Source organism: Pseudosulfitobacter pseudonitzschiae (assembly GCF_900129395.1).
Classification (GTDB): domain Bacteria; phylum Pseudomonadota; class Alphaproteobacteria; order Rhodobacterales; family Rhodobacteraceae; genus Pseudosulfitobacter; species Pseudosulfitobacter pseudonitzschiae.
In genome coordinates this window covers 55,800-79,746 of record NZ_FQVP01000013.1, presented here as the reverse complement: position 1 = coordinate 79,746, position 23,947 = coordinate 55,800, and the positions used below count along the sequence as shown (strand labels likewise).

The following is a 23,947-nucleotide window of genomic DNA, read 5'->3' as shown; positions in this document are numbered from 1 at the left end:
CTTGACGCCATTGTCATAGGTCTCGGTGTCGTTGATCTCCGGCGCGCCGCCCTGCAGCAGCGCATCGACCATACCAACCGTCACACGGGCCAGTTCGCGGGTGTCCTTGAACACGGTCGAATACTGTTCGCCCGCGATGATCGACTTGATCGACTGCAATTCCGCATCCTGACCGGACACGATGGGCATTTTCAGATCGCCCGAGCCATATCCCACACCCTTGAGCGAGCTGAGGATACCAATCGACAACCCGTCATAGGGGCTGAGAACGCCATGCACGACCTTGTCGGTGTAATGCGCCGACAACAGGTTATCCATCCGCGCCTGTGCCACCGCACCGTCCCAGCGCAGCGTGCCGACCGTGTCCATGCCCATCTGGCCGGACACGATGTTGATGGTGCCGTCGTCGATCAGCGGTTGCAGCACCGACATGGCACCGTTGTAGAAGAAATAGGCGTTGTTGTCGTCGGGCGACCCGCCGAACAGCTCGACGTTCCAGGGGCTGACATCGGGGAACCGTTCCTTCAGCCCGTCCACGATGGAACTGGCCTGTTGCACGCCGACCTTGAAGTTGTCGAAGGTCGCGTAATAATCGACATATTCGCTGTCACGGATCAGCCGGTCATAAGCAATCGTCTTGATGTCCGCAAAATGCGCGTTCTCCAGCGCGTTTGACAGGGTGGTGCCGTCAATCGCGGCAATCACCAGCACGTCAACACCCTTGGTGATCATGTTTTCGATCTGGGCCAACTGGTTGGGAATGTCGTCTTCGGCATATTGCAGGTCAACGGTATAGCCTGCCGCCTCGAACTGTTCGACCATCGAGTTGCCGTCGGAAATCCAGCGGGCCGAGGATTTGGTGGGCATCGCAATGCCGATTGTTCCCTTGTCCTGGGCCAGGACCGGCGATGCCAGCAGACCCACGCCAAGCGCAAGGGCGCTAAGCCCCGAAATAAGTTTGTTCATGTCTTCCTCCCAAAAGCTGACCGCGCCGCATTTGGGTTGGCCAGGTCCCGCATGCGGGACAAAATGATGGACATTTTTCTGCGTCCGGGGCCACGGTAACACCGGCAAGACATAGCGATCAAATTACATAAGTTGACAGGTGCATAACAAAAATGGAATGTCTGGCAGATGCAAGACCTGACCTCACGCCTGCAATGGCGCCACCTGCGGCTGATTCACGCGATTGACGAACACGGACAGCTGTCCGTGGCCGCCCAGCGTCTGTCGATCACCCAGCCCGCCGCCTCGCGGATGCTGGCCGAGGTCGAGGCGATGGTGGGCCAGCCGCTGTTCGCCCGCACGCCCAAGGGGATGGTGCCCACCGACATTGCCCGCGTCCTGATCCGCCACGCGGGCGCATTGCTGCGCGGGCTGGCCGACACCGTGGACGAGGTCACGGCCTTTGGCGCGGGCCGCACCGGCACCGTGCGCGTGGGGTCGGTGACGGGGGCGGCCATCGCCTATGTGGTCCCCGCGATCCAGCGGCTGAAACAGGACGTCGAGGGCGCCGAGGTCTATGTCGGCGTCGGCCCCAGCGACACGCTGATGCAGGACATGCTGGACGGCGAATACGACTTTGTGCTGGCCCGCGTGCCCACCGACCTGGACCCGCGCGCATTCGACATCATGGACTGGCGCAATGAAAAGGCCGAATTCCTGATCCGCGCGGGCCACCCCCTGACCCGCATCGCCCGCCCCTCGATCACCGACCTGGCCGGATACGGCTGGGTGGCCCAAGCCACCGGCACCCCCATGCGCCGCGCCGTGGAAGAGGCGTTTATCGCCCACAACGTCCCCCTGCCCGATGACGTGGTCACCACCACGTCGCTGCTGGTGATGATCGCCTATCTGCAAACCTCCGACCTGATCTCGCCGGTCTCCAGCGAGGTCGGCGACCTGGTCCGCAGCTCGGGCGTGGGCGGGATACAGGCGATTGCGGTCCGCGAACCGATGGTGATCTCGCCCTATCACCTGATCCAGCGCAAATCCGTCATGCTCAGCCCCCTGGCCCAACGCCTGCGCAACCTGGTGGTGGACGGGCTGTCAAAACCGCTGGCGTGATTTTCCGCCCGCCATGTCACACCCTGCCGTTTTCGAACGTCTTACTCCTGTGCCGGGACACACCCGGCGAAACCGCATGAGGAGACACCATGTACGGCCTGATTATCGAACACCGCACCCTGCCCGGCAAACGCGACAGCTTGCGTGAAACCTGGGACGCGCTGATGCAACCGGCCATCGCCGCCAACCCCGACCACATCAGCTATGCCTATTCCTTTGGGCCGGACGCGGATGTGGTCATTGCCTTTCAGGTCTACAGTTCGCAAACTGCGGCACAGGCGTTCCTGAACCATCCGTCCTATCTGGACTATCTCGCCCAATCCCGCCCCCATCTCGCGGGTGACCCCAAGATCACGCCGCTGGATGTGCAATGGCTGAAACCCGCCGCATAGGCTCTGACCCCATGACCGACCCCACCCACATCTTTGACACCGCGCGCCCCGCGCTGGTCAAGCTGGCCTACCGGATGCTGGGGTCGGTCGCCGATGCCGAGGACGTGGTGCAGACCGCGTTCCTGCGCTGGCGGGCGGTGGACCCCGCGTCGGTCCAGAACCCGACCGCCTACCTGCGCCGCATCGTCACCCGCCTGTGCCTGGACGCGCACCGCACCACCGCCCGCCGCCGCGAGGTCTACCTGGGCGAATGGCTGCCCGATCCGGTGGTCACGGACCCGTCCGAGGACATCACCCTGATGCTGATGCTGGCGCTGGAGCGTCTGTCGCCGCTCGAACGCGCGGCCTTCTTGCTGCACGACGTGTTCGGCGTGGAATTCACCGAAGTCTCGGGCATCATCGACCGCACCCCCGCCGCCGCCCGCCAGCTGGCCGCCCGTGCGCGTCGAAACGTGCAACAGGACAACACACGGTTCAGCGTCGATCCCGCACGCGGCCAGCAAATCGCCGCCGCCTTCTTTGCCGCCTCCCGCGCGGGCGACATGGGCGCACTGCGCGCACTGCTTGCCGAAGACATCAGCCTGCACGCGGACGGCGGCGGCCAACGGCCCACGGTCGGCCAGCCCGTCCATGGCCGCGACGCGGTGGTACAGGCCCACGCAGGCTTTGCCGATCACTTCCGCGACAACGGCTCGACGCTGGTTGCACTCACCCACATCAACGGCCTGCCCGGCTGCATCAGCCGCGAAAGCGACGGCCAGCTTCAGACCACGGCGCTGGACATCGAAAACGGCCTGATCCGGGCCATCTATGTCACCCGCAACCCCGACAAACTGCGCCACCTCAAGGCGTCGGATGCCATGCCAAAGCGACTCTAGGGTCCGGTTTTTCTGAATCGCTGCGGCAAGCCATCCCGACCCAAGCCAGACCTTCCCTGCGGGACGCGCGAGGGTCCGCTATGCGGAACTTTGCTGCTGTTCGAAACGGAGTGCAAAGCCGCGCATCGACGGGCCGAGGTGCGGCGATCCGACCTGAGTGCTTGCCACTTTATAGCAGCCAAGCACATCCGACCGAACTGTCTCGCGCAACAGAAACCAAATCGCCGTGCCGTGGGGCGGCCCGTCATGTCGTAGACATGCCTTGGGCATGATGCGCGGCGGCCTGCGGCCTACATTCCGCGCCAGGCACAAGCGGCGCCACCTCACCCCCTACCCGTCCCCCACCAGAATGAAAGGCGCCCAATAGCGGGGGTGGGCGTATTTCACCTGTGGATCGTCCCGCATCAGCCGCAGCATCGACCGCCTCAACGCATCGCTGCGCGCGGTGCCGGCCTGCATCTCGGCCACCATGCCCGTGGTCAGCACCGAGGTGGCGTAATCGTCCACCGGCCAGTGCGACACCAGGATCGACCGCGCCCCCGCATAGATGAACGACCGCGCCAGACCCGACAGCCCTTCGGCCCCCGGTGTGCCATCGCCCGAGGCGGTGTTGCAGGCCGACAGGATGATCAGCTGCGCCGACAGCTTCAGCCCCGCCGCCTCGGTCGCGGTCAGCAGCGCGTCGTCCTGGGGCCCTGGCGCGTCGGGCGGTGTGAACACCAGCGCAGGCTCGGCCAGCCCCGACAGCTCGCCCGCCAGCAGCCCGTGGGTGGCAAAGGCGACGATGTCCACATCGCGCAAATCCGCCCCCCGCACCGCCGTTTCGGTGGCAGCACGGCCCAGGAACAGATCGCCCGCCGCCGCCCCCGTCAACTGCGCCAGCCGCCGCAATTCGCGCGCGGTGCCGGGCAGCGGGGCCAGCCCGGCCACCGCGCTGACCTGTTCAAACACCCCGCGGCTGACATAGGCGCCGTCCGTCACCATCCCCGTGGGCGCATCGCTGTCGACATAGGCGAACACCGGATCGCCAAAGCCCACGAAAGGCCGGCGCGGCCCCCCCAAATCGGTCTTGTCCACCTTGCGCCGCAGCGCGCGTAGGCTTGAGACATTGGGCAACACCGTCATCGCCGCCCGCCCGATCAGCCAGTCGGTGTCGCGCAGCGCCTGCGGGTCGGCGTCGTCGCCCACCGGCGGGCTGGCCACCAGCAGACCAAAGGGCAGCGCCGTCAGCGGTCCGTCGGGCACCACGACCAGATGGTCCGCCCCGTCGATCACCGCCGCCAGCGGCTCCAACAGCTTTTGATACAGCCCATGCGCCACCGCACGGTCAAACCCGTCCGCCGAAGCCCCGATGCTGGGCGCATCGTCCAGCGCCGCCGCCGACCGGTTCTGCTGGGTCACGTCCAGCATCCGCCGCAACAGGCTGATCTGCGCCACCAGCGCGCCCTGCTCGAAATTGACGGCGTGCCAGTCCGCCGCCCTGTCGGAAATCGCCCAGACAAACACGTCGTAATCCGCGGCCAGGGTGACGATCATCACCTCGCCGGGGCGCAGGGTCTGCTGCACTTCGCTCACGGTCATCGGGCGCGGGTTGGTCAGTTCGCGGAACGCCGGAAACCCCGCCTCGATCTGCGCATCCAGTTCCGTGATCTGCGCGCGGATGCGGGCCAGGCTGACGCGCACGCGGTCCACCTCGGCCTCGGCGGCGGCCCCGCGTCCGCCGACAGCCGCGGCCAGCGCCTTTTGCTCGGCCTCGGCCATGTCGGTCAGGTCACTGCGCTGGCGCAGCAATGCCGCCAGCGCCGCATTGCCCGCCTGTTGCCGCAGCGCCGCCTGTTGCAGCGCCGCCCCCGCCACGCTTGAGGTTGCCCGTTGCAGGGTCACGAAAACATCGTCGCGGATGCTCTCGCGGGTGGGCGCGGACTGTGCCAGCCCCCCCGAACCCCATAGAAAAAGGGCGCACAGGATTGCCCCTGCGCGCCCCGATATGGTGCGGGCTGTCACGCCCTGCCTCAGTTGGTCAGGATGTAATAGCTGTTGCGCTTGCGGCCCTGGTTGGCCACGGCAACAAGGAAATACCCGTCCCATGCCGGCGTGAACGAGCAATAGATCTTGTCGGTATAGGTCTTGTCCAGACAGATGGTGTTGCCGTTTTCGTCGGTGACCAGCAGGTCAAGGTTCGCGTCGCCATCACCCACGACCGCCAGCTCGGCAAAGCGGCCACCGTAGAAGGGCACCTTGAACAGGTCGATCTTGCCTGCGGGCAGACGCGACAGGGTGCGCGACGCGCCACCGATGCGGCCCCGCGAGCCTTCGGCCTGGGCGTCTTCGATCAGGCCGGTCACGGCAGGATCGCCGCCGGCATAGTCCAGTGCGGCTGTCAGCATCGCCTCGGCGTCCATCGGCGCGTCGGCTCCGTCCGCTTCCTCGGTCACGCCGGCCATGTCCTCGTTGTCGGACGTGGTTTTCTCGCGCTCGACATCCTTGGCGTCAACGCCCTGCATGATCTGCGCGGCAGCCAGCGCGGCAACGGCGTTCTTGCTCTCTTGCGCATAGGCAAACAGGTCCTGCGCCAGCGCGACCTTGCCCACGGCGCTCACCTCGGCGGTGGATTCGGTGGGCTGGACGTTCTCGCCGGACTTGTCCTGCGCCAGCGTGGTGACCGGTGTCATCGCCAGGGCGGCGGCGCTCACCATCGAGAGAAGTTTAGTGCGTGTCATCAGTCGAAATCCTTTCGGTAAAAAAGCAGTAGAGGTTGGGTAATTGATTGGATCATGTCAGCGTAAATGCACGTTTTCCAGACATTTTTTATGACAAACACCGTCAGGAATTCCTTACCTGGGGGCCCCGCCGCGCCATTATTCTTGCTGCGGTTGAACTTCGGCCAGCGACTGGCTCAGAACCCAGCCAAAGACCGCCTCGTCCACCGCGCGCAGACGGTCCTCGGCCGGTTGCCGGGCCACGTCGGCGCCGCTGCTGGCATAGCGGTCATAGCGGTCGAACCACAGCGCGTTGGACTCTGCCATGTCCAGATAGGCCGCCTGCGGCTGGGCCTGGTCGTGAAAGAACACGGCCCGCTTGCGCAGGGTTTCGGCCATGGTCTGCCCGCCCTGGTATTCGGGATAGGGCAGAACCGCGACCGCGCGGTCATAGGCGTCGGCGGCCAGATCGCTCAGCCCCATCTGCGCCAGGATATCGGCGTGTTGCGTGTGCAGGCGGGTGGCGTTGGCGGGGGTCAGCCGTGCCATCATCGCGGTCTCGCCCAATGCCTCCTCGATCACGCTGCGCGCCTCGTCCAGCCGCCCCTGATAGCTGCGGACAAAGGCTTGGGCGAAACAGACCTCGGCCCAGTAGAGCGGCCCCCATGTCGCCGGATCGCGGCTGGCATAGGCCTGTGCGATGATGCTTTGCGCCAGCTCGGGATTGCCGTTGCCCCAGACCAGCCAGCCATAGGACACCGACAGGAACGCCGCCGTGCCCTCCTGATGCCAGGGCGACCGGCGATAGCTTTCCAATGCGGCGCGGGTCAGCTCTGCCGCCTCGATCCGGTCGCCGCGCCGCGCCAGCGCCGAGGCATAGGCAAACCGCGCCGCCACGCTCCACTGGTGTTCCTCGGGCAGCATCGACGCCAGCGACCGCAGATGAAAGGCCATCGTCTGGAACCCCCGTTCGGTCAGCATCGCGTCGGGGTCGGCGTTCAGGGCAAACATCTGGGTGCTGACCAGCGCCAGCGCCCGGTCCGGCGTCGCCTCAAGCTGTTTCGAATAACTGTCGACGAAGGCCCGCGCGCGGTCCAGGTCGTCCAGTTCCAGCGCCAGGTTCAACAGCCCCAGCCCCAGGATCACCCCCCATGGCTCTGTCGTGACCCGCGCGAAATCCGCATCGGCATTGTCCAGGTAGACCTTGCGCGCGGCGCTCATGTCATGGCCGTAAAACGACTGGGTGGCGCGCAGCATCCGCACGTTGGCCTGTATGATCTCGGGCAGGTCGTCGCGCGCCTCCAGCCGGGCCAGCGGTGCCAGCGCCAGGTCGGGGTCATAGATGCGCGCAAACAGCATCAGCAGCGCCTCGGCGAAATCCGGTTGCCACGGGTCGGCCTCCACGCCCTCGTGCTGACCGTCCGCCAGCGCCGCGCGCACGCGGGCCAGTTGCGCCTGTCCTTCGCCCACGTCGCCCAGAAGCGCCGCGATATAGGCACGGTTCAGTGCGGCCATCGCCGTGGGCAATTCGCCCTTTGCCTCGGCCCGGTCCAGCACCTGCGAGATCAGCGCATAGCGTCCCGCCAGAACGGCAGAGACCACGTCATCGCCATCGGCGGTGACAAATATTTCGCCGGGACGGTCCAGCCCCAGTTCGGCCGCATAGACAAAGCGCGCGGGATCGACCAGCGCCTTGTCCATCTTGGTGGCCAGCTCCTGCGCGGCGGGGTTGTTGGCCGACCGCGTCTGGCGCACCGCGACATAGGCCCGCTCCAGCGCCTCTTGCGCGATCAGCGCCTCGCCCATCTGGTCGGCGGCGACCCAGATCACCTGTTCCAGCGTCGAACGGACGGGCGCGAAATCATCGCCCTGCCCGTTCGGCAAGGCGTCCATTTCCCCCAAGGCCGCCTGCGCAGTGCTGATCGCGGCGGGAAAATCCCCCTGAAGGTTGCGAATGCCCGCAAGGTTCTGCGCGGCCCAGAAATACTCGGGCGTGCCGGGGGCCTGTGCGCGCATGTAATCCATCCGCGCCTGAAGCAGCGGGACCGCACGGTCGAAATCGGCATTGTCGGCAAAGATCCGGCCCAGCATCCCGTACAAAAGCTGATATTCCGCCATGTCGCCCTCGTCCGAGGTTTCCATGAACGCCGCCACATGGCGCGCATCGGCCAACAGTTGCGCATCATCCGTCGCCCCCGTGCGCCGCGCCTGGAAATCCAGCAGCCACAGCCGCAGATACAGCCCGTCATGCCCGCCGGGCCGCTCGGTGAACCCGTCCAGCACATCGCGCCGGATCTGCGCGGCATCGGGGGCAAAGGCGCGGGTGGCGGCCTGTGCCAGCAGATAGGCGGCCTCGGTCACGTCCTCGGGGTCAACCTGCGTGCCCGGCTCTTGTCCCAGCGTGACAAAGCTGCGCAGCACCGGCTCGGCGGCGGTATAATCATCCGTGAAATACAGCGCCTGCCCCAGCAGCAACAGCGCCTCGACCCGCATCGCCCCGCCATGTTCGGCGGGCGTGTCCAGCGCCGTGACCATCGGGGCGGCCACATCGGCGGCGTGCTTGTAGTCCCCCCTGTCGGTCGCCAGCCGCGCCACCAGAAGATCGGGCAGCCAGAACCCTTTGTGATCGCCCATGAAATCGGCATATTTGTCGACCTCGGCGTTCAGCGCATCGGCGGCGGCCATCGCTTGGTCCTTCGAGCCTCGGAAATAGGCGTCCTGAATGTCGTTGGACTGTTTCAGAATCCATTCCGCATAGCTGTCGGGCGTATGGTTCTGCGCCAAAGCGCCCGATGCCGACCCCAGAACCAATACCGGGGCCAGCACCAGCGCCAGGATGCAGAACCGCGCGCCCATCAGTTCGCGTTGATGGTCTGGTCCAGCCACGGCAGGTAATTCGACACCCGCGTATAGGCCGAGAATTGCGCCGTCTCCAGGCAGGACTGCGTGGCCTGGTTGCTCAGACCCCAGCTGACGATGCCCGCCTGAATGAACGTGCCATCCTCCAGCGGCACCACCAGCGGCCCGCCGCTGTCACCCGAACACGACCCCTTGCCGCCACCAAAGGTGCCGGAACAGATCATGTTTTCGGTCATCGGTTCGCGGACATAGGTGATCAGCTCCTGCCAGACCTTCTCGGCCTCGCTTTCCTTCAGCCCGAAAGCCTTGGCGGCATAGCTCAGACCCTCGGCGGCGGCCTTGGCGCGGCCTTCCAGCATGACCTGGTTGCACTGGTCGCGCGACAGCATCTGGATCTCGGCCTGACGCATCATCTCGGTGCGTTTCGCGCCCTCGATCAGGCCCCAGCCGGTGACGACCGTGCGCACACCGGGCTGGTCCAGCAGGTCACCGAATTCGGCATCCGGCACCTTGATCGTCTGGTAGGGCACGTTGGGCGCGCGCGACAGTTTGATCAGGGCGATGTCGTTGTCGAACTCGGACCCTTCATAGCCCGGATGGCGATAGATCGCTTCGACCGGCACCGCGTCGCCCTTGCCTTCGGCAATCTCGTTGGTGCCGACCAGCACCGAAATCGCCTGTGGGGCCAGGTCACGGTACACGCCGTTGGGGTCCTGCATATGGATGCAATGCGCCGCCGTCAGAACCCAAGTGTCCAGCACCATCGACCCGCCGCAAAACTGCGCGTCCACGGTCTGGGGCTGGCCCGCGATCAGCAAGGCCACCTGCCACGGCCACGCGCCTTCGGCGGCCTCTTCGCCGCCGATCACGCGGCCTGCGCTGTCGGCATCCTGTGCTGCGGCCTCTGCCTCGGCCTTGGCGCCGCTTTCGGCAAAGGCAAAGGGCGACGCCTGCGCGGGGGGTGTTTCGGGCAATTCCAGCGTCTGCGCGTTCAGCGCCAGCGGCAGGGCCAATGTGGCCATCACAGCGGGTAGAAATCTCATTTGGGTCAGTCTCCTGTTTGGAATGGGGTCAGGGTCAGGTCCAGCCGGTGTACCGACAGGTCCGCGCCCTTGGGTTTCAGTGAAAATCCACGGCTTTGCGCCGGGTCGGTGACGCTGGCCATATATTCGGCCACCGCACCCATGCTGCCGGCGGGCAATCCGCCGCCGCCCAGAAAGGCAAGCGTGGTGCGCATGCTGCCGGGGTCTGCGGGGACCGACACGACGATCACCTGTTCGTGCAGCACCGCATCGGCCACCAGCGCAAAGTCCATCTGCCGGCTGCCGCCCGGTTCGATCCGGTTCGACAGGTTGCGGGTGGGCCAAAGGGTCGTGATGCTGTTGTCGGCGTTGATGTACAGGACCGTCACGTCCTGCATCCCGCCGGTGGTGTTGTCATAGCGCAGGCCCAGCACATCGCAGCTGTGCGCGGTGGCCTGTCCGGTCACTGGCTGCGGCGTGCCGTCTGGCGTGGCGCATGTGCCGCCGCGCATCCGTCCCGTGGTCAGGGTAAAGCCGACGGTTGGACCGGTGGGGCCAAGGGCAAAGCCGGTCTTGACCGCCCCCTGTCCCATCTGCGCCAGCGCCTTTTCCAGCCGCAAGCGTCCGACCGCCAGCCCGATGCGCCGCGCCAGCGCGTCGGCATCGCCCGCGCCCAGCCGGATGCTGCTGCCATCGCCGCCTGCATCCAGCACGCCATCGGGACCGATCAGCGCAAATTGCGCCCCGTCCCAGACCACGCGGTGCGACGGGGTGGCGGCGTCCAGCGGTATATCGACCCGCGCCGCCAGTTCGTCGAAACCATAGGCCAAATGCGCCCGCGCTTCGGCGCTGAAATTCAGCGCGATCGACGTGTCCAGCGCGCGGTCGGTGATCTGGGCATAGGTCACCTTTTCGGTCGGGAACGGCTCGATATACCGCAAGTCCGCCTCGGTCGCGCGGACCTGCGTCACCTCGGCCTGACCGGCGGGGGTGTCGTCCAATTGCCCCGCGTACAGCGCCACGATGGACCCTTTGGTCACGCCCGCCAGCAGGCCCGCGCGCAACGTCTGGCCGTCGACCTGCATCCGCAACAGACCGGGCGCATCGCCGCCGATCACCGGCGCCCCGGCCAGCGGTCCCTCGACATCCGGCGTCTGCGCCGCCTGCCCGCCCGCCGTGCGCATCCGCGCGGCGGCGGCTTGCACAAGGGCGGTGTAGGTGATGTCGGGCACCTCTTGCATCACAGAGGTCAGCGCGCGGGTGAAATCGCCGTGCCACAGGCGCGCGTCACCAACGGGGTATTCAAACGCCCGCTGGTCGGATTGCGCCGCATAAAGGAACACGTAATCGCCTGCGGGGGCCTGTCCCTGCCCCACCGCATCGCCGGCCAGATCGTCAGGCAGGCCAAGCTGTGCCGGCGTGATATACCGCGCCCGCGCGTCCGCCTCTGGCCCCGCGCGAAAGCCGGTGCCGGAATGGCAGGCGTCCAGGATCGCCACCAACTGCACCCCCCGTGCGGCGGCCTGTTCGGTGAAGGTGCCGAATTCGTCGTCCAGAATCGCGTTTTCCACCGCACCGATGCCACCGTTCCAGCCGCGCGTGTCGCGGGGCAGGAAAATCTCGTCCATGCCGCCGCCCTCGTCGCCGTTCAGGTCGGGGGCCTGCGCGCCGTGGCCGGAGAAATAGAACACCACCGTGTCGCCCGGCCCCGACGCCGCAATCGCGCCGCCCAGGGCGTCCAGGATCGCCGCACGGTCCGGCAGCCCGCGCATCGCGCCTTCGGGCACCCGCGCCGCGTCATCCGACAGCACCGTGATCGCCCCCGCCGCCACGCCGCGCCGCATCAGCGTGTCGGCCATCAGGCCCACGTCATTCACCGGCCCCTGCAAATCCGCATCCAGATACAGGTAATCCCCGACCCCCACCAGAACCGCGCGGGTTTCGGCCAGGGTGCCAAGCGGCCACAGGGCCAGCAGCAGAGGGATCAGTCGCGTCATCATGACGCCAAGTTACGAAGGGGAAATCATTCCGTCTATCATTTGATCATTCCTGACAGTGTTTTTCACATTCGGGCCAAGCCTCTGGCGCACAAACACAAAAACCCCCATACCATCGCTGGCATGGGGGCGCATGTTCACACCTTTAAGGCGAGTGAAATCCTCAGGCGGCCACGTCGCGGCTGTGTTCGCCTTCGTTCACCTCTTCGATGATCTTGGCCACGAATGCGGGCAGATCGTCGGGGCTGCGCGAGGTGATGATGCCGTTGGAAATCGCCACTTCCTTGTCGACCACGTTGGCCCCTGCGTTCTTCAGGTCGGTGCGGATCGAATGGTACGAGGTCATCTCGCGCCCCTCGACCACGCCCGCCTCGATCAGCAGCCACGGCGCGTGACAGATGGCGGCGACGATCTTGTCGCCTGCGACGAAATCACGGACCTTTTGCACGGCGGTTTCATCGGCGCGCAGGATGTCGGGGTTGATCTGGCCGCCCGGCAGGACAAGGGCGATATAATCGTCAACGTTCACGTCCGAAATCTTCAGGTCGCCATCGACGCTTTCGCCCCAGTCGCTTTGATCCCAGCCTTTGATCGCCTTGCCGTCCAGCGTGGCGACATGGACCGTGGCACCGGCATCGCGCAGCTCTTTCAGCGGCACTTGCAGCTCGGACTGTTCAAAACCGTTGGTGGCCATGATCAGGATTTTCGCATTTTTCATCTTGGGCATTGGGTGATCCTTTCCTCAGATATCTTCGGCAGGTCGTTGCCCGCCGTTTCTGAGGGTAAAACCCATCCCCCCCGTCCCGCGTTCCATCCCGAATGAAACACGGGCGGGAAACAGCCCAAGTGCCAATGCACCATAAGCCTGCACATTTCGACGGTTTTCATGCACACCCCCTGTCAAGCGCTTGATGCCCGACCCAGAGTGGGCGTGAAGCACGAAGTTGACGTTCGTGCTCTGTGCAGCGAAGGTCTGGTTTGAGCCCAAAGTGCATGATGCTGCGGCGTTGATCAATGTCCGCTTCGGTGGCACATAGGGCAAAAGTTCCGGAGCGATTAGTTTTGGTGTATTCCGCTGTCTTTCTAATTTGTTTAATCGTCGCTCCGCTTCTGGCGAACATTCGTGGCTGGAAGCCTGCCGCGCTGTTCTTTGCTGTAGCAGCCGTATACGGAGTTTTCGGCGCAGTCAGCTTCGCGCAAATCCAAATTGCTCTGAGTCAGGTCCGAGAAGCAGAGCCCGCATATCAAGACACCTACTACGTGGTGAGTCACGGCCACTTCCTGTGGAACATTGGCATCGCCATGGCGGTCTTCGGTGCGATAACTTGGATACAAACGCGTTTTGGAGCGATGCTATACCCGGCTCTAACCAAAATACTCTTCTGGGTTCTGCATGTCGCATTGGTCGGCAGCACGTCATTTAAAGGAGTGCTGGCGTTCGTTCTACCAAAGCCACGGAGATACATCGACTACCCAGAATTCATGGAAATCTATTTTTTGATCAACGCTTGGTCAGGGCTTGTGTCACAGGCCGCACTAGTCGGATTGTTGTGCTTGTTGCTTTGGTCGGTCACGGCAAAATGGCTTGCACGGTCAAGGTAGCCGCAAAAAGCAGCCATTGGCGCAGCCGCAGCGAATTCACACTTTGTCCGCCATGAGCCGCCATTCACGACGACCACGATCAATGTCCCGAAACAGCCGGTCTGAGCATACTTATGTGTACAGTGTGCAAGCTTATGGTGCATTGGCACCAAGGCACCGTCAGTTCCCCGGCGTGATCCGCCGCGCCCCGATGCGCCGCGCATCCGCAGGGGCGGGCACCGCGTCAATCGCGCGCAGAAAGCCGTTGAATTCCGGCGTCAGCCGCGTCGCCTGTTCGCCCGCCGCAATCACCGCGTCCACCTGTGGCGTCTCCAGCCGCAGGCGCGTGGGGATCTCGTTCAGATCGTCGCGCTGGTCATTGTCCAGCACCTCGAACGAGACCTGGCCCACGAACAGTTTCACGTCCTTGCAATCCCATCCCGCCAGCGACCCGCGCAGCGCCCGCACCCGCGACGCGGGCAGGCTGCACCGGTACGCGATCAGGTCGTCGGCATATTGGTCCAGCGTCAGGCGCAGCACGTCATAGCCCACGCGCGTCGCCGCCCCCATGGACGAATTGGCAATCGCCATGCCCAGCTGCACCCCGCCCGGGCCGCGCAGCCGCTGGTTCCATTTGTAATCCTGCTGCACGCCCGCGTTGGCCACCAGGAACAACATGCGGTTGACGCGCACGGCCTGTTCTTCGGTCATGGGGCCGTAAGCGGTCTGCGATTTGACCCGCGCCACCGACAGGCCCGTGGTGCCGAAATTGTCGGTGATGGCCCCGTCCAGCAGCTTGACCAGCTTGATCTTGTCCGGGTCGCGGTAGGTTTCCAGCGCCTTGCCATAAGCCCGCAGCGCCGAGGTGCTTTCGGGATTGAACCGCGCCGCCGTCAGCCAGTCGGGTTCGGAATAGTCGCAGCCCTCGCGGTGCGCGGCCAGCGTGATCGGCGCGAACACCAGCGGAAAGGCGGCCGAGGCGGCAACCGCTTCGGACACGGGCAGATCGGCCAGGTTCGAGCACAGCGCGTCAAAGGTTTCCTGCGAGAACAGGAACGGCGTGTTGTTCGCCACGTCGGATGCGTTGATCCACGTGGTCGCGTGCCCCTTGGCCCACAGGTCGCCGAAGGTGGCCTTGTGCAGGATGCTTTCGTCCAGGAACCGCGCAAAGGTCTGCCGCCCGTTGGCCCCGCCCGACAGCCCCTTGACCAGCGTCACCGGGTTCCACACGGCGGTGGCCATGTATTTCTCGGCGTTCCGGATCAGGTATTGTTCGCGGTAGACATCCAGCCCCCGCGGCCCGTGCAGCCCGTAATAGGCCGCCGTGACCGACCCGCCCGACACGCCGGTGACCAGCCGCACGTGGCGCAACAGCCCATCAGGATTTTCCGCCGTGCGCGTGGCATCGCGCAGCGCCTTGAGCATGCCATAGGAAAATGCCGAGGCCCGCGTGCCGCCGCCCGAAAAGGCAAGGCCAATGAACACGTCATCCCGCCCCATCAGGGTGCCGCCGAATTCGGGTTCCTGCACCGATCCGGGATCGGCCAGATAGGGGTTGATCGGCGGGTTCAGCGCCGAACAGGCTGCAAGAACCATGGCGCAGACAAGCGCCGTGCAAAGCCGGATATGGATCATCTCAGGCGCCCCCAAGCGCATGTGGAAAATGGATTAAGCAGCTATTCCTGCGCGGAAAAGTGCAAGGCTTCGACTTCGATTGCAAATCCTTTTTCCGTCGCGGGCGCGCGCGGGATCGCCCCGTGGCGCAGCGCAATCGCCCGCACCAGCGACAGGCCCAGCCCGTGCCCCGGCTTTGACCCCGTGTCATAGCCCCGCGCAAAAGGCGTGAACAACTGTTCGCGCAAGGCATCGTCCACCCCCGGCCCGTCGTCCTGCACGCGCAGGCGCACCAATGCCCCGTCACGCCGGACGCTGACGGTGATAGTGTCGCCGGGGCGGGTGTATTTCAGGCCGTTCTCGATCAGGTTCGACAGCAGTTGTGCCAACAGGTGTTCATCGCCCAATATCTGCGTGTCAGGGTCGATTTTCGTGGTGATCCTGCGGCCCTCTTCCTCGGCCACGGGATGGTACAGCTCGACGATACCGGCCGCGATCTGGCCCAGGTCAACGGGGTGCAGCGTGGTGGTGTTGCCCGCCTCGGCGTCCATCTGCGCGATGCTCAGCAGGCTGTCGAACAGCCGGATCGTGGCGCGAATTTCGTCGTCCAGCCCCGCGCGCGCCACCGCGTCCAGATCCAGCGCATCCAGCCGCGTGCGGATGCGGGCCAGCGGCGTGCGCATTTCGTGGGCCACCGCGTTGCCCAACCGCTGATGCGCGTCGAACAGATGGGCAATGCGCGCCAGCATGGCGTCGATGTGATCGGCCAGTTCCGCGTGTTCCGACCCGCCCTCGCGCGGCATCCGCAGGCCAAGGCCCCCTGCCCCGCCGACCTGTGCCAGCGCCGCGTTCATCCGCGCCGTGCGCCGCTGTGCCTGCCGCGCCACGCCCCATGCGGCGGCCAGCCCCGCGACCAGCATCGCCAGACCAAAGGCGGCAAAGACGCGGCGCATCTGTGCCAGGGTCTGTTCCACCGGCAACAGGCTGACCCCCACCAACAGCCCGAACCCGCCGCGCAAGTCCTGCGCACGGGCCAGAAAGGGGCGCCCGTCGATCTGGACCTGTTGCGCGCTGTCCTGCACCGTGATCCCATCCGGCCAGCCGTCCAGATTGCCCGCCAGCACCGCACCCGCGCGGTCGGTCAGCACATAGACGCTGCCCGCAGGATCGCCGCGCGTGCTGCGATAGGCAATCGCCTCGCGCAGGGCCACGATGCGGCGCTGGTCATAGAGGGCGGCAAAACCCTGCGCTTCGGCCAGCAGGCGCGTCTGCACCGCCTCGACCAGCCGCGCGCGCAACTGCGATTGCAGCACCAGCACCCCCGCCACGGCCATCACCAGCGGCACCAGCGCCACCAGCGCGACCGAGCGGAAGGTGCCGTTCCTCATGCGTCTTCCGGCCCGAACCAATAGCCCGCCCCGCGTGCGGTGTGAATCCATGCGCGGTTGGTGTGCTGTTCCAGCTTGCGGCGCAACCGGCCCACATGCACGTCGACCACATTGGTTTGCGGATCGAAATGCAGGTTCCAGACGTGTTCCAGCAACTGCATCCGGCTGAGCGGGGTGCCCGCGTGGGTTGCGAAATACATCAACAGCTCGAATTCCTTGGGCGACAGGGGAATGTGGTCCTGTCCGTGATGCACCGTGCGCGCCTTGACCCGGATTTCCAGCCCGTCGAAGACCAGAAAATCGTTGTCCATGGGCTGTGCCTTGGTCCGGCGCACCAGCGCGCGGATGCGGGCGCGCAGTTCTTCGGGGGCAAAGGGTTTGGCCAGGTAATCGTCCGCCCCCCGGTCCAGCCCGTGGCTGCGGTGGCCTGCGTGCGCCAATGCGCTGACCATCAGGATCGCGCCGATGGTGCCCGCGTGGCGCAGTTCGGCCAGCATGTCGATGCTGTCGCCGTCGGGCATCATCCGGTCCAGGATCGCCAGCGGAAACGGACTCGCCTTGGCGGTGGCCAATCCTGCGGCGCATGTCGTCTCTAACACGGGGCAATAGCCCAGTTCGCTGCACGCCTCGGCCAAGGCGCGGGCCATGTCGGCGTCGTCCTCGACGATCAGTATTCTGCCTGCCTCAGTCAAAGCTGACCACCTCCTTGTCCAGCACGTTGGCCCCGCTGGCCAGACGCAGCGCCGGGCCGTCCTCCCAGGGGTCCAGCAGGTAATGCCGTGTCGCCCCGTCCGGCAATGAGATGCGCAGCAAGACCGCGCTGTCAAAGGTATAATCGCGGGTCCAGCCGTCGGGCAGGTCGGCAATGGCGGTGCCGTTGATCGCCACGATCCGGTCGCCCCCGGTGAGGCCCGCAAAGAACCCCGCGCCCTGATTGACCACGGCGCGAATGGTGCCGTCGGGGTCCAGGATCAGCCCCATGTCGGTCAGCTTGTACTGATCGCGGCGCTGGACCTGTTGCGGGGTGGCGGGGGTGATGTCGGATGGGACCGCAACACGCGAAACCATCAGTGTTAGAGCCTGATTTACCCGCTGTACGGTCAACCGCACCTCTGCGCCCCCTTGCGCCAGCGCAAAGGCCAGATCGCCCGGCGTGGTGATCGCATGATCGTCCACCACGGTCAGGATATCGCCCGCCATCACACCGGCCCGCGCGGCGGCTGTGTCGGGCTGTACCTGCTCTACCAGCGCGCCGATGCCATCATAGCCCAAGGCGGCCTTGATCCGGGGGACCAGCGGGCGCAGTTGCAGGCCAAGGGGGGGATGTTCGGGCAGTGGGCCGTGCGCGACAAAATCGCTTACATCCGCGACCGGCACGGCGTAAGCGATGCCGACAAAGAACCGCGAACCGTCACTGATACGGGTGTTTATGCCCAGAACGCCCCCTGCGGCATCCACCAATGGCCCGCCGCTGCTGCCCGGATTGACGGCTGCGGAATGTTGCAGATAGCCGATGGGCTGCGTCAGGTCGATCTGCCGGGCCAGCGCCGACACGATCCCTTGCGTCAGGGTGAACGCCGCCTCAAGCGGGGCGCCGGTGGCGAACACCCCCTGCCCGACCGCAACGCCGGACGCAGGGTGCAACACCGCATCGTGCGGCGTGGCCAGTTGCAGCACCGCCAGATCCCGCTGTTGGTCCACGGCCACCACCGTGGCGTCGATGCGTGTGCCGCCTTGGGTGACGACCACGACCTGCGCGGCCTTGCCGACCACATGGGCGTTGGTCACCGCGCGGTCATTGCGGCCAAAGACAAAGCCCGAGCCCAGGAACCGGTCCCGCCCGTCGGCGCTGCGCAGCATCAGGGTGGCGTTCAGCACGTGGGCCGCGGCCTGTGGGGCCATCTGGGCCGTGGCAAGGCGGGGCAATACCGCCACACAGGTTAAAATAACAAGCAATATCAGTCGCATATAGAATCTTTCATCAATCTGCACAAATCCTAGACCGGAATTCCCGCCCGTTCATGTGAAAAATGCCGTCATGAAAATGCAGCCGCTTGGCAGGTCGCGGGTGCATCGCTAACTTTGGCGTAATTCCAGACCAAAACCTATTTTCAAGGATGTTCCCATGACCCGTTTCACCGCCCTGACCGCTGCCCTGATCCTGTCGGCCCTGCCTGTGCTGGCCGCCGACCCCGCCCCGCTGAAACAGGCCGAGGCCAGCCGCGTGTTGTATGACACCGGCGTCGCCACCCGCGATCCGCTGCTGGTGCTGGCCGCCGCCAAGATGCGCCGGGGTCTGGGCCTGTCCCCCACCGACCGCATGGCCGAGGACGGCACCCCCGGCGACGGCGCGCTGGATGCCGACGCGATGCTGGCCACCGCGCGGGATCTGGCGGCGGGCGATGACATGATGCTGGGCCTGATCGAGGATGTGGCGTCCGAGACCACCAAGGGCGTGGTCAGCGGCCCGGTTTACAACAACGCGCGGATCGGCGGCGGCCAGACCGACACCTATCGCGCGGTGCCGTTCGAGGGCGGCACCTATGCCGAGATTTATGTCGAGGCCAAGGGCAGCAACGACCTGAACCTGAAGGTCACCGACGACCAGGGGCGGCTGGTGTGTTCCGACACCGATTCCAGCGCCATCGCCTATTGCGGGTGGAGCCCGCGCAGCACCGGCGATTTCACCATCGCCGTGCAGAACGCCAGCGGCAGCAGCGCCGACTATGCGCTGATCACGAACTGATGGGCCGCGCTGTGTTGCGCCCCGCGCTGACCGCCCTGAGCCTGCTGGCCCCCCTGCCCGCACTGGCCGAAAACTTTGCGCTGCTGATCGGCGCGTCGACCTATGACAACCTTGAGGAACGGTATTGGCTGCAAGGGCCAGCCAACGACGTGGCGCTGGTGCGGACCTATCTGACGGACAGCGCGCCGGTGCCCTTTGCCGCCGATCACGTGACCGTTCTGGCCGATGGCGTCGAGGGCGCGGGCCGCCCGACCTTGCAAGGCATCCGCGACGGGTTTGCCGCCATGGCGGCGCGCGTGGGTCCGGGCGATTTTGTCTATCTGCATTTCTCGGGTCACGGCACGCAGGCCCCCGCGCTGCACCCTGAAACCGAAGAGGATGGGCTGGACGAGATGTTTTTGCCGGTGGACATCGGGGCGTGGGACGACACCGTCGGGAGCGTCGAAAACGCGCTGGTCGATGACGAGATCGGCGTGCTGATCGGCAGCCTGCGGGCCAAGGGCGCGACCGTCTGGGCGGTGTTCGACGCCTGCCATTCCGGCACCGTCACCCGCGCCGCCCCTGCGGATGGCGAGGAGGTGCGGATGCGCAAGCTGGACCCCTCCGCGCTGGGTGTGCCTGACAGCGCCATGGCCGACGCCGAGGCAACATCGCGCGCCCTGCCCGACCCGCGCGCGCGCCCCGCCAGCCCGGTTGAGGGTGGCGGGGGCGACGGCGCATTCATCGCGTTTTTCGCAGCGCAAACCACCGAGACGACGCCGGAAAAACGTCTGCCCCGTGGCGCGCCCGGGCGGGTGTCGCAGGGCGTGTTCACCTATACGATTTTTGAAACCCTGGCCGAAAACCCCGGCGTGACCTATCGCCAGCTGGGTCAGGAAGTGCTGCGCAAATACGCCGTGCAGAACCTGGCGCTGTCGACTCCGATGTTCGAGGGCGATCTGGACGGCTATGTGTTTTCGGGCGAGGCGGGCGAGCAGATCCACCAGTGGCCGGTGCGCGAGGGGGCCTTTGGCCTGACCCTGCGCGCAGGGCAGTTGCAGCACATGTCCGAGGGCGAGATTGTCGCCCTGCTGCCCACCGCCGCCAGTGCCGTCAGCGATGCCGTGGGCTATGCCAAGGTGACGTTCACCGACACGTTCACATCCGAGCTGGAGCCGGTCGCGCATGAGGGGTTGCCTGCGCTGGATGTCGCGGAGGTGCCGAAAGGCAGCTATGCCCGCAAGCTGGCCGATGTGGTCGATTTCACCCTGCGCGTGGCGCGCCCCGATGGCGATGTGCCGACGGTGGTGACGGCCACGCTGGACCTGTTGGAACAGGACGCGGGCGGGCGGCTGGTGCTGGTGCCTGCGGGGGCCGATGCCGATGTGCGGCTGGCGGTGATGCCCGACAGCACCCGCCCCGATGCGATCTGGCTGTTGCCCGGCACAGGGTATTTCGAGCCGTCCAAGGCCGCGCAGACGCCCTCGGTCGGGACCACCGACCGGCAGCCCGCCGAGGTCGCCGCGCTGATGCAGGATTCGCTGACCCAGATGGGACGCGCCATCAACCTGCTGCGGATGGGCGGACAGTACCGCGACACCGACCTGAACGTGGACCTGCGCCTGCAAACCAAGACCCGCCAACAGCGGGATCTGCGCGACCTGGACACGGTCGCGGTGCCGGTGCTGGTGCCCGACGATCAGGTGCACGTGCTGGCGCAGAACAACGAGGCGTTTCCGGTGGATGCCAACGTGCTGCACATCGGGTCGGATTACGCGATCACCCATTTCTACAGCGGGCGGCTGCACCCCGGCGACACGCTGAAAAAGGGGCTGTTCCGCATCACCGACGACGCCTTTGGCCGCGACCGTGTGGTGGTGATCCTGACACCGGCCGAGCCGCAATCGGCGGTCGAGGATCTGCGGTTCCTGGGGCAGTCGGCGGTCGAGGTGATGCGCGGCAACGACCAGTCCAGCAGCTTTGCCGCGTCGCTGCGCAATGCCGGTTTCGGGCAGGTCACGCGGGGGGCCGTGGCGCTGGAGGATGACAGCGGTCCGGCACCTGCGATCCTGCAATTCGACATCGATACGGTGGCCGGAAACTGACCGGGGCAGGGGGCGGATTTCGGGAAATTGCCCATGGGCAATTTTTGCCCGCCGCCCCTTGAGACGAAAAAGTTGCCCATGGGCAACTTTTCCGGAACTCAGGGTTTCTTGCGGGATTCCAGCACCTTTTCAAAGCCGAACCGCAGCGCGTCATCGGTGATATCCGCATCGAATTCCAGCACGATCGAGCGGCCCTTTTTGCGCATGGTCACGCCCTTGACGCCGCCCGTGCGCACAAAATGCTTTTCATCCACGGCACGCGGTTTCGGCGCAGAGGCCGGGCGCGCCGCCCCCTTCAGCCGTTTGATCACCTCGAACCCGTCCAGCGTGACGCCGCGGGCCTGTTCGCGGATCATCGCGCGGGCCTCTTCCATCACCAGCTGGCCGGTTTCGGGCCGCGCCAACAGCGGTTTCAGATCGCGGGCGTGGCGTTCCTTGATGTCGCGGATCGAGGTGAACGCCTTGACCACGTCGCCGGGCAGGTCCGCCAGCGCCAGATAGCGCGACAGCCACGGCGGGCTGACCTCAAGCCGGGCCGCCATCGCCTTTTGCTTGCCACCGTAATAGCGTTTGATCGCGTCGGCATAGTCAATCGCGCGCTCGTAATCCGAGATGTCCTCGCGGTCGCGGTTTTCGATATCGGCCAGACGAAACGCCTCTTCGTCGGTCAGGTCGCGCACGTCGATCAGGTATTTGAACTGGGTGTAATTGTTGGCCCGCAGCCAGCTGACGGCAAAGTGCCGCCGCGCGCCGCAGATCACCTCGTAGGTGTCGCCCTTGCGGCGCACGATGGCGGGAAATTCCTGACGGCCCTGCGCGCGAATACCGTCGATCAGGTCGCGACAGTTTTCTTCGGTCAGCAGGTCATAGGCGCGGTTGTGGCGGTCCCACATGACGCAATCGGCGGGGTCGACCCAGCGCAGGGTTTTCTCCTCGATCTCGCCGGTGACGTGATCGGCGATGGTGGTTGACCGTTTCAGGAACCGGCTGCCGCGGGCCACTTCGGCGGCGGCGGGCGCGGGTTCAGGTGCGTCGAGGTTCCCAAGAACGTCGTTGTACAGGGCGTCGTGTTTCTTGCTCATAACAGTCCTTCCTTGCGCAGGTCAGCGTGGTGGCTGGGCCATGTCTTGCGGATCAGCAATTCGATCTCGCGGTTGACAGAATCCAGATAGGCCCGGCAGCGTTTATGTGTCTCTGTGCGGGTCGCAGGGCCTGTTATTTCATAGACCGTGCCCAGGTCGGCGGCGGCGTTGTCGAACTCGGCGCTGTCTTTCAGGACCGCGCTCATCATGTCCATGGGGAACACCGCGTCCATCATCCGCTTGATCGCGGTGTGGGCCGATTTGTTGTCGTTCATCTTGGTCGCCAGAATGCGCAGGAACGCATAGTCGCGCGGGCCACCGGCAGCGGCCAGTTCCTTGAGCGTGGCGCCCATCATCTTCAGGAAATGCGCGGTGCTGCCAAAGTCGATGTTGTTGGGCGGCGCGGGGATCACCAGCGCGTCCGCCGCACGCAGCACCGACAGCGACAGCATCCCCAAGGCGGGGGGCGGGTCCATCAGGATCACGTCGAACTGGTCGCGGATCGTGGCGATGCCGTCGCGCAGGCGGTCCAGCACAAAGGACTGTTCGCGCACCATCCGCGCCGCGAATTCGTATTCGGCGTCGTACAGCCCCAGGTTCGCGGGGATCAGCGCGATGCCCGGCCAATAGGTCGCCCGCAGCGCATAGTGCAGCGAGGTCGGGCCGCCGTGGCGGAAAAACGGGTACAGCGTGTCCTCATCCTCGTCCACGTCCACGTCGGGGTTCAGGCCGAACACCGACGTGGTGCTGGCCTGGCTGTCGCAGTCGATCACGCAGACGCGGTAACCTTTCAGCGCCAGATACTGCGCCAGATGGCACACGACGGTGGATTTGCCGACGCCGCCCTTGAAGTTCTGCACCGCCAGCACCAGCGCCTCGTCGCTGTCGGCGCGGTGGGGCAGGGTTCCGAACAGCGCGCGCATCCGGTTGATGTCGGCCAGCTCGTATCCGGTGCGCCGGCCGGTTTCGGGGTCCTTGTCCGGCATCGGCAGGCGGCCATCGTCCTCGGCGTCGCGGATGGCCTTTTCGCTGCGGCCCACCATCTCGGCGGCGCGGCGCACGGGAAACCGCAGGTCCAGCTTTTTCTCTGTGCCGGGGGCATAGATGCGGTCGCGCAGGCGGCCGATCACGGTGTCGGCGCGGCGGGCGAGGTTTTCAAGGTCATCCAGACGGACGCGGGGAAGGGCAGGGTTGTCCATGATGGCTCGCAATACAATGAGGATGCGCCGAATCATGAACCCTTGGGGCTGGATGGTAAAGTGCGAAGTTTGACGGATCACGTGCGAAAAACCGCAAGCTGGGGGTTCTGCCGTCAAAGAGTGGAAGTTTACGCCTATCACCAGCCCAACACCGTCATTCTACCGGGGTTTTGGCACCGTGCACCCGATTTGTAAGCTTTGGGTTACCGGTGCGTGCGGTGATCTGTCGGAACGCGCAACACCCCCTCAAAATCAAATATGAAAAACCCTGTTTGGTTCTGGATTCTAATAGTTCTTGTTCATGGTTTGTAATGCACTGGAAATACACGGAAAACAGTC

General features: G+C 65.4%; 19 protein-coding genes. 6 read left to right on the top strand and 13 right to left on the bottom strand.

The annotated features are described in order from the left end of the window. The coding region (chvE, locus tag BUC08_RS22435) for a multiple monosaccharide ABC transporter substrate-binding protein (protein ID WP_073194545.1) at positions 1-966 on the bottom strand (966 nt) is incomplete at its 3' end. Positions 967-1,134: 168 nt separating this feature from the next. On the opposite strand from chvE, the gene BUC08_RS22430 reads away from it, so the two are divergent. The 3 genes from BUC08_RS22430 to sigJ all read left to right on the top strand — a co-directional run bounded on the left by BUC08_RS22430 (position 1,135) and on the right by sigJ (position 3,337). Then, entirely contained in the window at positions 1,135-2,067 is a 933-nt protein-coding gene (locus BUC08_RS22430) for a LysR family transcriptional regulator (RefSeq protein ID WP_037930021.1), read from the top strand. A gap of 89 nt (positions 2,068-2,156) precedes the next feature. Beyond that, the gene (locus tag BUC08_RS22425) at positions 2,157-2,459 is read left to right on the top strand and encodes an antibiotic biosynthesis monooxygenase (protein WP_037930018.1); all 303 of its coding nucleotides are present in this window, start codon (positions 2,157-2,159) and stop codon (positions 2,457-2,459) included. A gap of 11 nt (positions 2,460-2,470) precedes the next feature. Then, positions 2,471-3,337 carry an RNA polymerase sigma factor SigJ gene (sigJ, locus tag BUC08_RS22420; RefSeq protein ID WP_037930015.1) on the top strand — a complete coding sequence of 289 codons (867 nt, stop codon included), beginning with the start codon at positions 2,471-2,473 and terminating at the stop codon, positions 3,335-3,337. A gap of 330 nt (positions 3,338-3,667) precedes the next feature. Here the strand turns inward: sigJ and BUC08_RS22415 are convergent, their stop codons facing one another. The 6 genes from BUC08_RS22415 to BUC08_RS22390 all read right to left on the bottom strand — a co-directional run bounded on the left by BUC08_RS22415 (position 3,668) and on the right by BUC08_RS22390 (position 12,641). Next, on the bottom strand, positions 3,668-5,341 hold the full coding sequence (locus tag BUC08_RS22415; RefSeq protein WP_051694630.1) for a CHAT domain-containing protein: 1,674 nt from the start codon (positions 5,339-5,341) through the stop codon (positions 3,668-3,670). Between the two features lie 8 nt (positions 5,342-5,349). Then, positions 5,350-6,057 (bottom strand): hypothetical protein, encoded by a 708-nt coding sequence (locus tag BUC08_RS24465; RefSeq protein ID WP_143186815.1) that lies wholly within the window; start codon positions 6,055-6,057, stop codon positions 5,350-5,352. Between the two features lie 138 nt (positions 6,058-6,195). Continuing rightward, complete coding sequence (locus BUC08_RS22405) at positions 6,196-8,922, bottom strand: hypothetical protein (RefSeq protein WP_143186814.1); 2,727 nt, start codon at positions 8,920-8,922, stop codon at positions 6,196-6,198. Beyond that, the gene (locus BUC08_RS22400; RefSeq protein WP_081855458.1) at positions 8,892-9,938 is read right to left on the bottom strand and encodes a serine protease; all 1,047 of its coding nucleotides are present in this window, start codon (positions 9,936-9,938) and stop codon (positions 8,892-8,894) included. The genes BUC08_RS22405 and BUC08_RS22400 overlap by 31 nt, the downstream gene beginning before the upstream one ends. A gap of 5 nt (positions 9,939-9,943) precedes the next feature. Next, the gene (locus tag BUC08_RS22395; RefSeq protein ID WP_162179368.1) at positions 9,944-11,914 is read right to left on the bottom strand and encodes a caspase family protein; all 1,971 of its coding nucleotides are present in this window, start codon (positions 11,912-11,914) and stop codon (positions 9,944-9,946) included. A gap of 163 nt (positions 11,915-12,077) precedes the next feature. Further along, on the bottom strand, positions 12,078-12,641 hold the full coding sequence (locus BUC08_RS22390) for a type 1 glutamine amidotransferase domain-containing protein (protein ID WP_037930137.1): 564 nt from the start codon (positions 12,639-12,641) through the stop codon (positions 12,078-12,080). 287 nt (positions 12,642-12,928) lie between these two features. On the opposite strand from BUC08_RS22390, the gene BUC08_RS22385 reads away from it, so the two are divergent. Continuing rightward, positions 12,929-13,516, top strand: a complete 588-nt coding sequence (locus tag BUC08_RS22385; protein WP_037930134.1) for a cbb3-type cytochrome c oxidase subunit I — start codon at positions 12,929-12,931, stop codon at positions 13,514-13,516. A gap of 159 nt (positions 13,517-13,675) precedes the next feature. On the opposite strand, the gene BUC08_RS22380 is transcribed toward BUC08_RS22385, so the two are convergent. Genes BUC08_RS22380 through BUC08_RS22365 form a run of 4 tightly spaced genes read right to left on the bottom strand, consistent with a single transcriptional unit; the run spans position 13,676 to position 18,465 of the window. Next, positions 13,676-15,130: a patatin-like phospholipase family protein gene (locus tag BUC08_RS22380; RefSeq protein WP_159436714.1), complete on the bottom strand. Its 1,455-nt coding sequence runs from the start codon at positions 15,128-15,130 to the stop codon at positions 13,676-13,678. A gap of 41 nt (positions 15,131-15,171) precedes the next feature. Continuing rightward, complete coding sequence (locus tag BUC08_RS22375) at positions 15,172-16,497, bottom strand: sensor histidine kinase (protein WP_037930131.1); 1,326 nt, start codon at positions 16,495-16,497, stop codon at positions 15,172-15,174. Next, on the bottom strand, positions 16,494-17,189 hold the full coding sequence (locus BUC08_RS22370) for a response regulator transcription factor (RefSeq protein WP_037930128.1): 696 nt from the start codon (positions 17,187-17,189) through the stop codon (positions 16,494-16,496). The genes BUC08_RS22375 and BUC08_RS22370 overlap by 4 nt, the downstream gene beginning before the upstream one ends. Continuing rightward, positions 17,182-18,465 carry a S1C family serine protease gene (locus BUC08_RS22365; protein ID WP_037930126.1) on the bottom strand — a complete coding sequence of 428 codons (1,284 nt, stop codon included), beginning with the start codon at positions 18,463-18,465 and terminating at the stop codon, positions 17,182-17,184. Before BUC08_RS22365 ends, BUC08_RS22370 begins: the two co-directional genes overlap by 8 nt. 157 nt (positions 18,466-18,622) lie before the next feature. Here BUC08_RS22365 and BUC08_RS22360 point away from each other — a divergent pair, with 157 nt between their 5' ends. Both BUC08_RS22360 and BUC08_RS22355 read left to right on the top strand, forming a co-directional pair. Next, the gene (locus tag BUC08_RS22360) at positions 18,623-19,243 is read left to right on the top strand and encodes a hypothetical protein (protein WP_037930124.1); all 621 of its coding nucleotides are present in this window, start codon (positions 18,623-18,625) and stop codon (positions 19,241-19,243) included. Then, positions 19,243-21,327, top strand: a complete 2,085-nt coding sequence (locus BUC08_RS22355) for a caspase family protein (RefSeq protein ID WP_051694626.1) — start codon at positions 19,243-19,245, stop codon at positions 21,325-21,327. Before BUC08_RS22360 ends, BUC08_RS22355 begins: the two co-directional genes overlap by 1 nt. A 98-nt stretch (positions 21,328-21,425) precedes the next feature. Here BUC08_RS22355 and BUC08_RS22350 read toward each other — a convergent pair whose 3' ends face one another. Together BUC08_RS22350 and BUC08_RS22345 are read right to left on the bottom strand one after the other, a co-directional pair. Continuing rightward, positions 21,426-22,409 (bottom strand): ParB/RepB/Spo0J family partition protein, encoded by a 984-nt coding sequence (locus BUC08_RS22350; protein WP_037930121.1) that lies wholly within the window; start codon positions 22,407-22,409, stop codon positions 21,426-21,428. Then, positions 22,406-23,608, bottom strand: coding sequence for an AAA family ATPase (locus BUC08_RS22345; RefSeq protein WP_037930118.1), 1,203 nt, complete (start codon positions 23,606-23,608; stop codon positions 22,406-22,408). Before BUC08_RS22345 ends, BUC08_RS22350 begins: the two co-directional genes overlap by 4 nt. Positions 23,609-23,947: the final 339 nt, after the last annotated feature.

Coding starts and splice junctions, on each gene's coding strand:
- BUC08_RS22430 (WP_037930021.1), top strand. CDS start 1,135: ATGCAAGACCTGACCTCACGCCTGCAATGGCGCCACCTGCGGCTGATT.
- BUC08_RS22425 (WP_037930018.1), top strand. CDS start 2,157: ATGTACGGCCTGATTATCGAACACCGCACCCTGCCCGGCAAACGCGAC.
- sigJ (WP_037930015.1), top strand. CDS start 2,471: ATGACCGACCCCACCCACATCTTTGACACCGCGCGCCCCGCGCTGGTC.
- BUC08_RS24465 (WP_143186815.1), bottom strand. CDS start 6,057: ATGACACGCACTAAACTTCTCTCGATGGTGAGCGCCGCCGCCCTGGCG.
- BUC08_RS22400 (WP_081855458.1), bottom strand. CDS start 9,938: ATGAGATTTCTACCCGCTGTGATGGCCACATTGGCCCTGCCGCTGGCG.
- BUC08_RS22395 (WP_162179368.1), bottom strand. CDS start 11,914: ATGACGCGACTGATCCCTCTGCTGCTGGCCCTGTGGCCGCTTGGCACC.
- BUC08_RS22390 (WP_037930137.1), bottom strand. CDS start 12,641: ATGCCCAAGATGAAAAATGCGAAAATCCTGATCATGGCCACCAACGGT.
- BUC08_RS22385 (WP_037930134.1), top strand. CDS start 12,929: ATGTCCGCTTCGGTGGCACATAGGGCAAAAGTTCCGGAGCGATTAGTT.
- BUC08_RS22380 (WP_159436714.1), bottom strand. CDS start 15,130: ATGATCCATATCCGGCTTTGCACGGCGCTTGTCTGCGCCATGGTTCTT.
- BUC08_RS22375 (WP_037930131.1), bottom strand. CDS start 16,497: ATGAGGAACGGCACCTTCCGCTCGGTCGCGCTGGTGGCGCTGGTGCCG.
- BUC08_RS22365 (WP_037930126.1), bottom strand. CDS start 18,465: ATGCGACTGATATTGCTTGTTATTTTAACCTGTGTGGCGGTATTGCCC.
- BUC08_RS22360 (WP_037930124.1), top strand. CDS start 18,623: ATGACCCGTTTCACCGCCCTGACCGCTGCCCTGATCCTGTCGGCCCTG.
- BUC08_RS22355 (WP_051694626.1), top strand. CDS start 19,243: ATGGGCCGCGCTGTGTTGCGCCCCGCGCTGACCGCCCTGAGCCTGCTG.
- BUC08_RS22350 (WP_037930121.1), bottom strand. CDS start 22,409: ATGAGCAAGAAACACGACGCCCTGTACAACGACGTTCTTGGGAACCTC.
- BUC08_RS22345 (WP_037930118.1), bottom strand. CDS start 23,608: ATGGACAACCCTGCCCTTCCCCGCGTCCGTCTGGATGACCTTGAAAAC.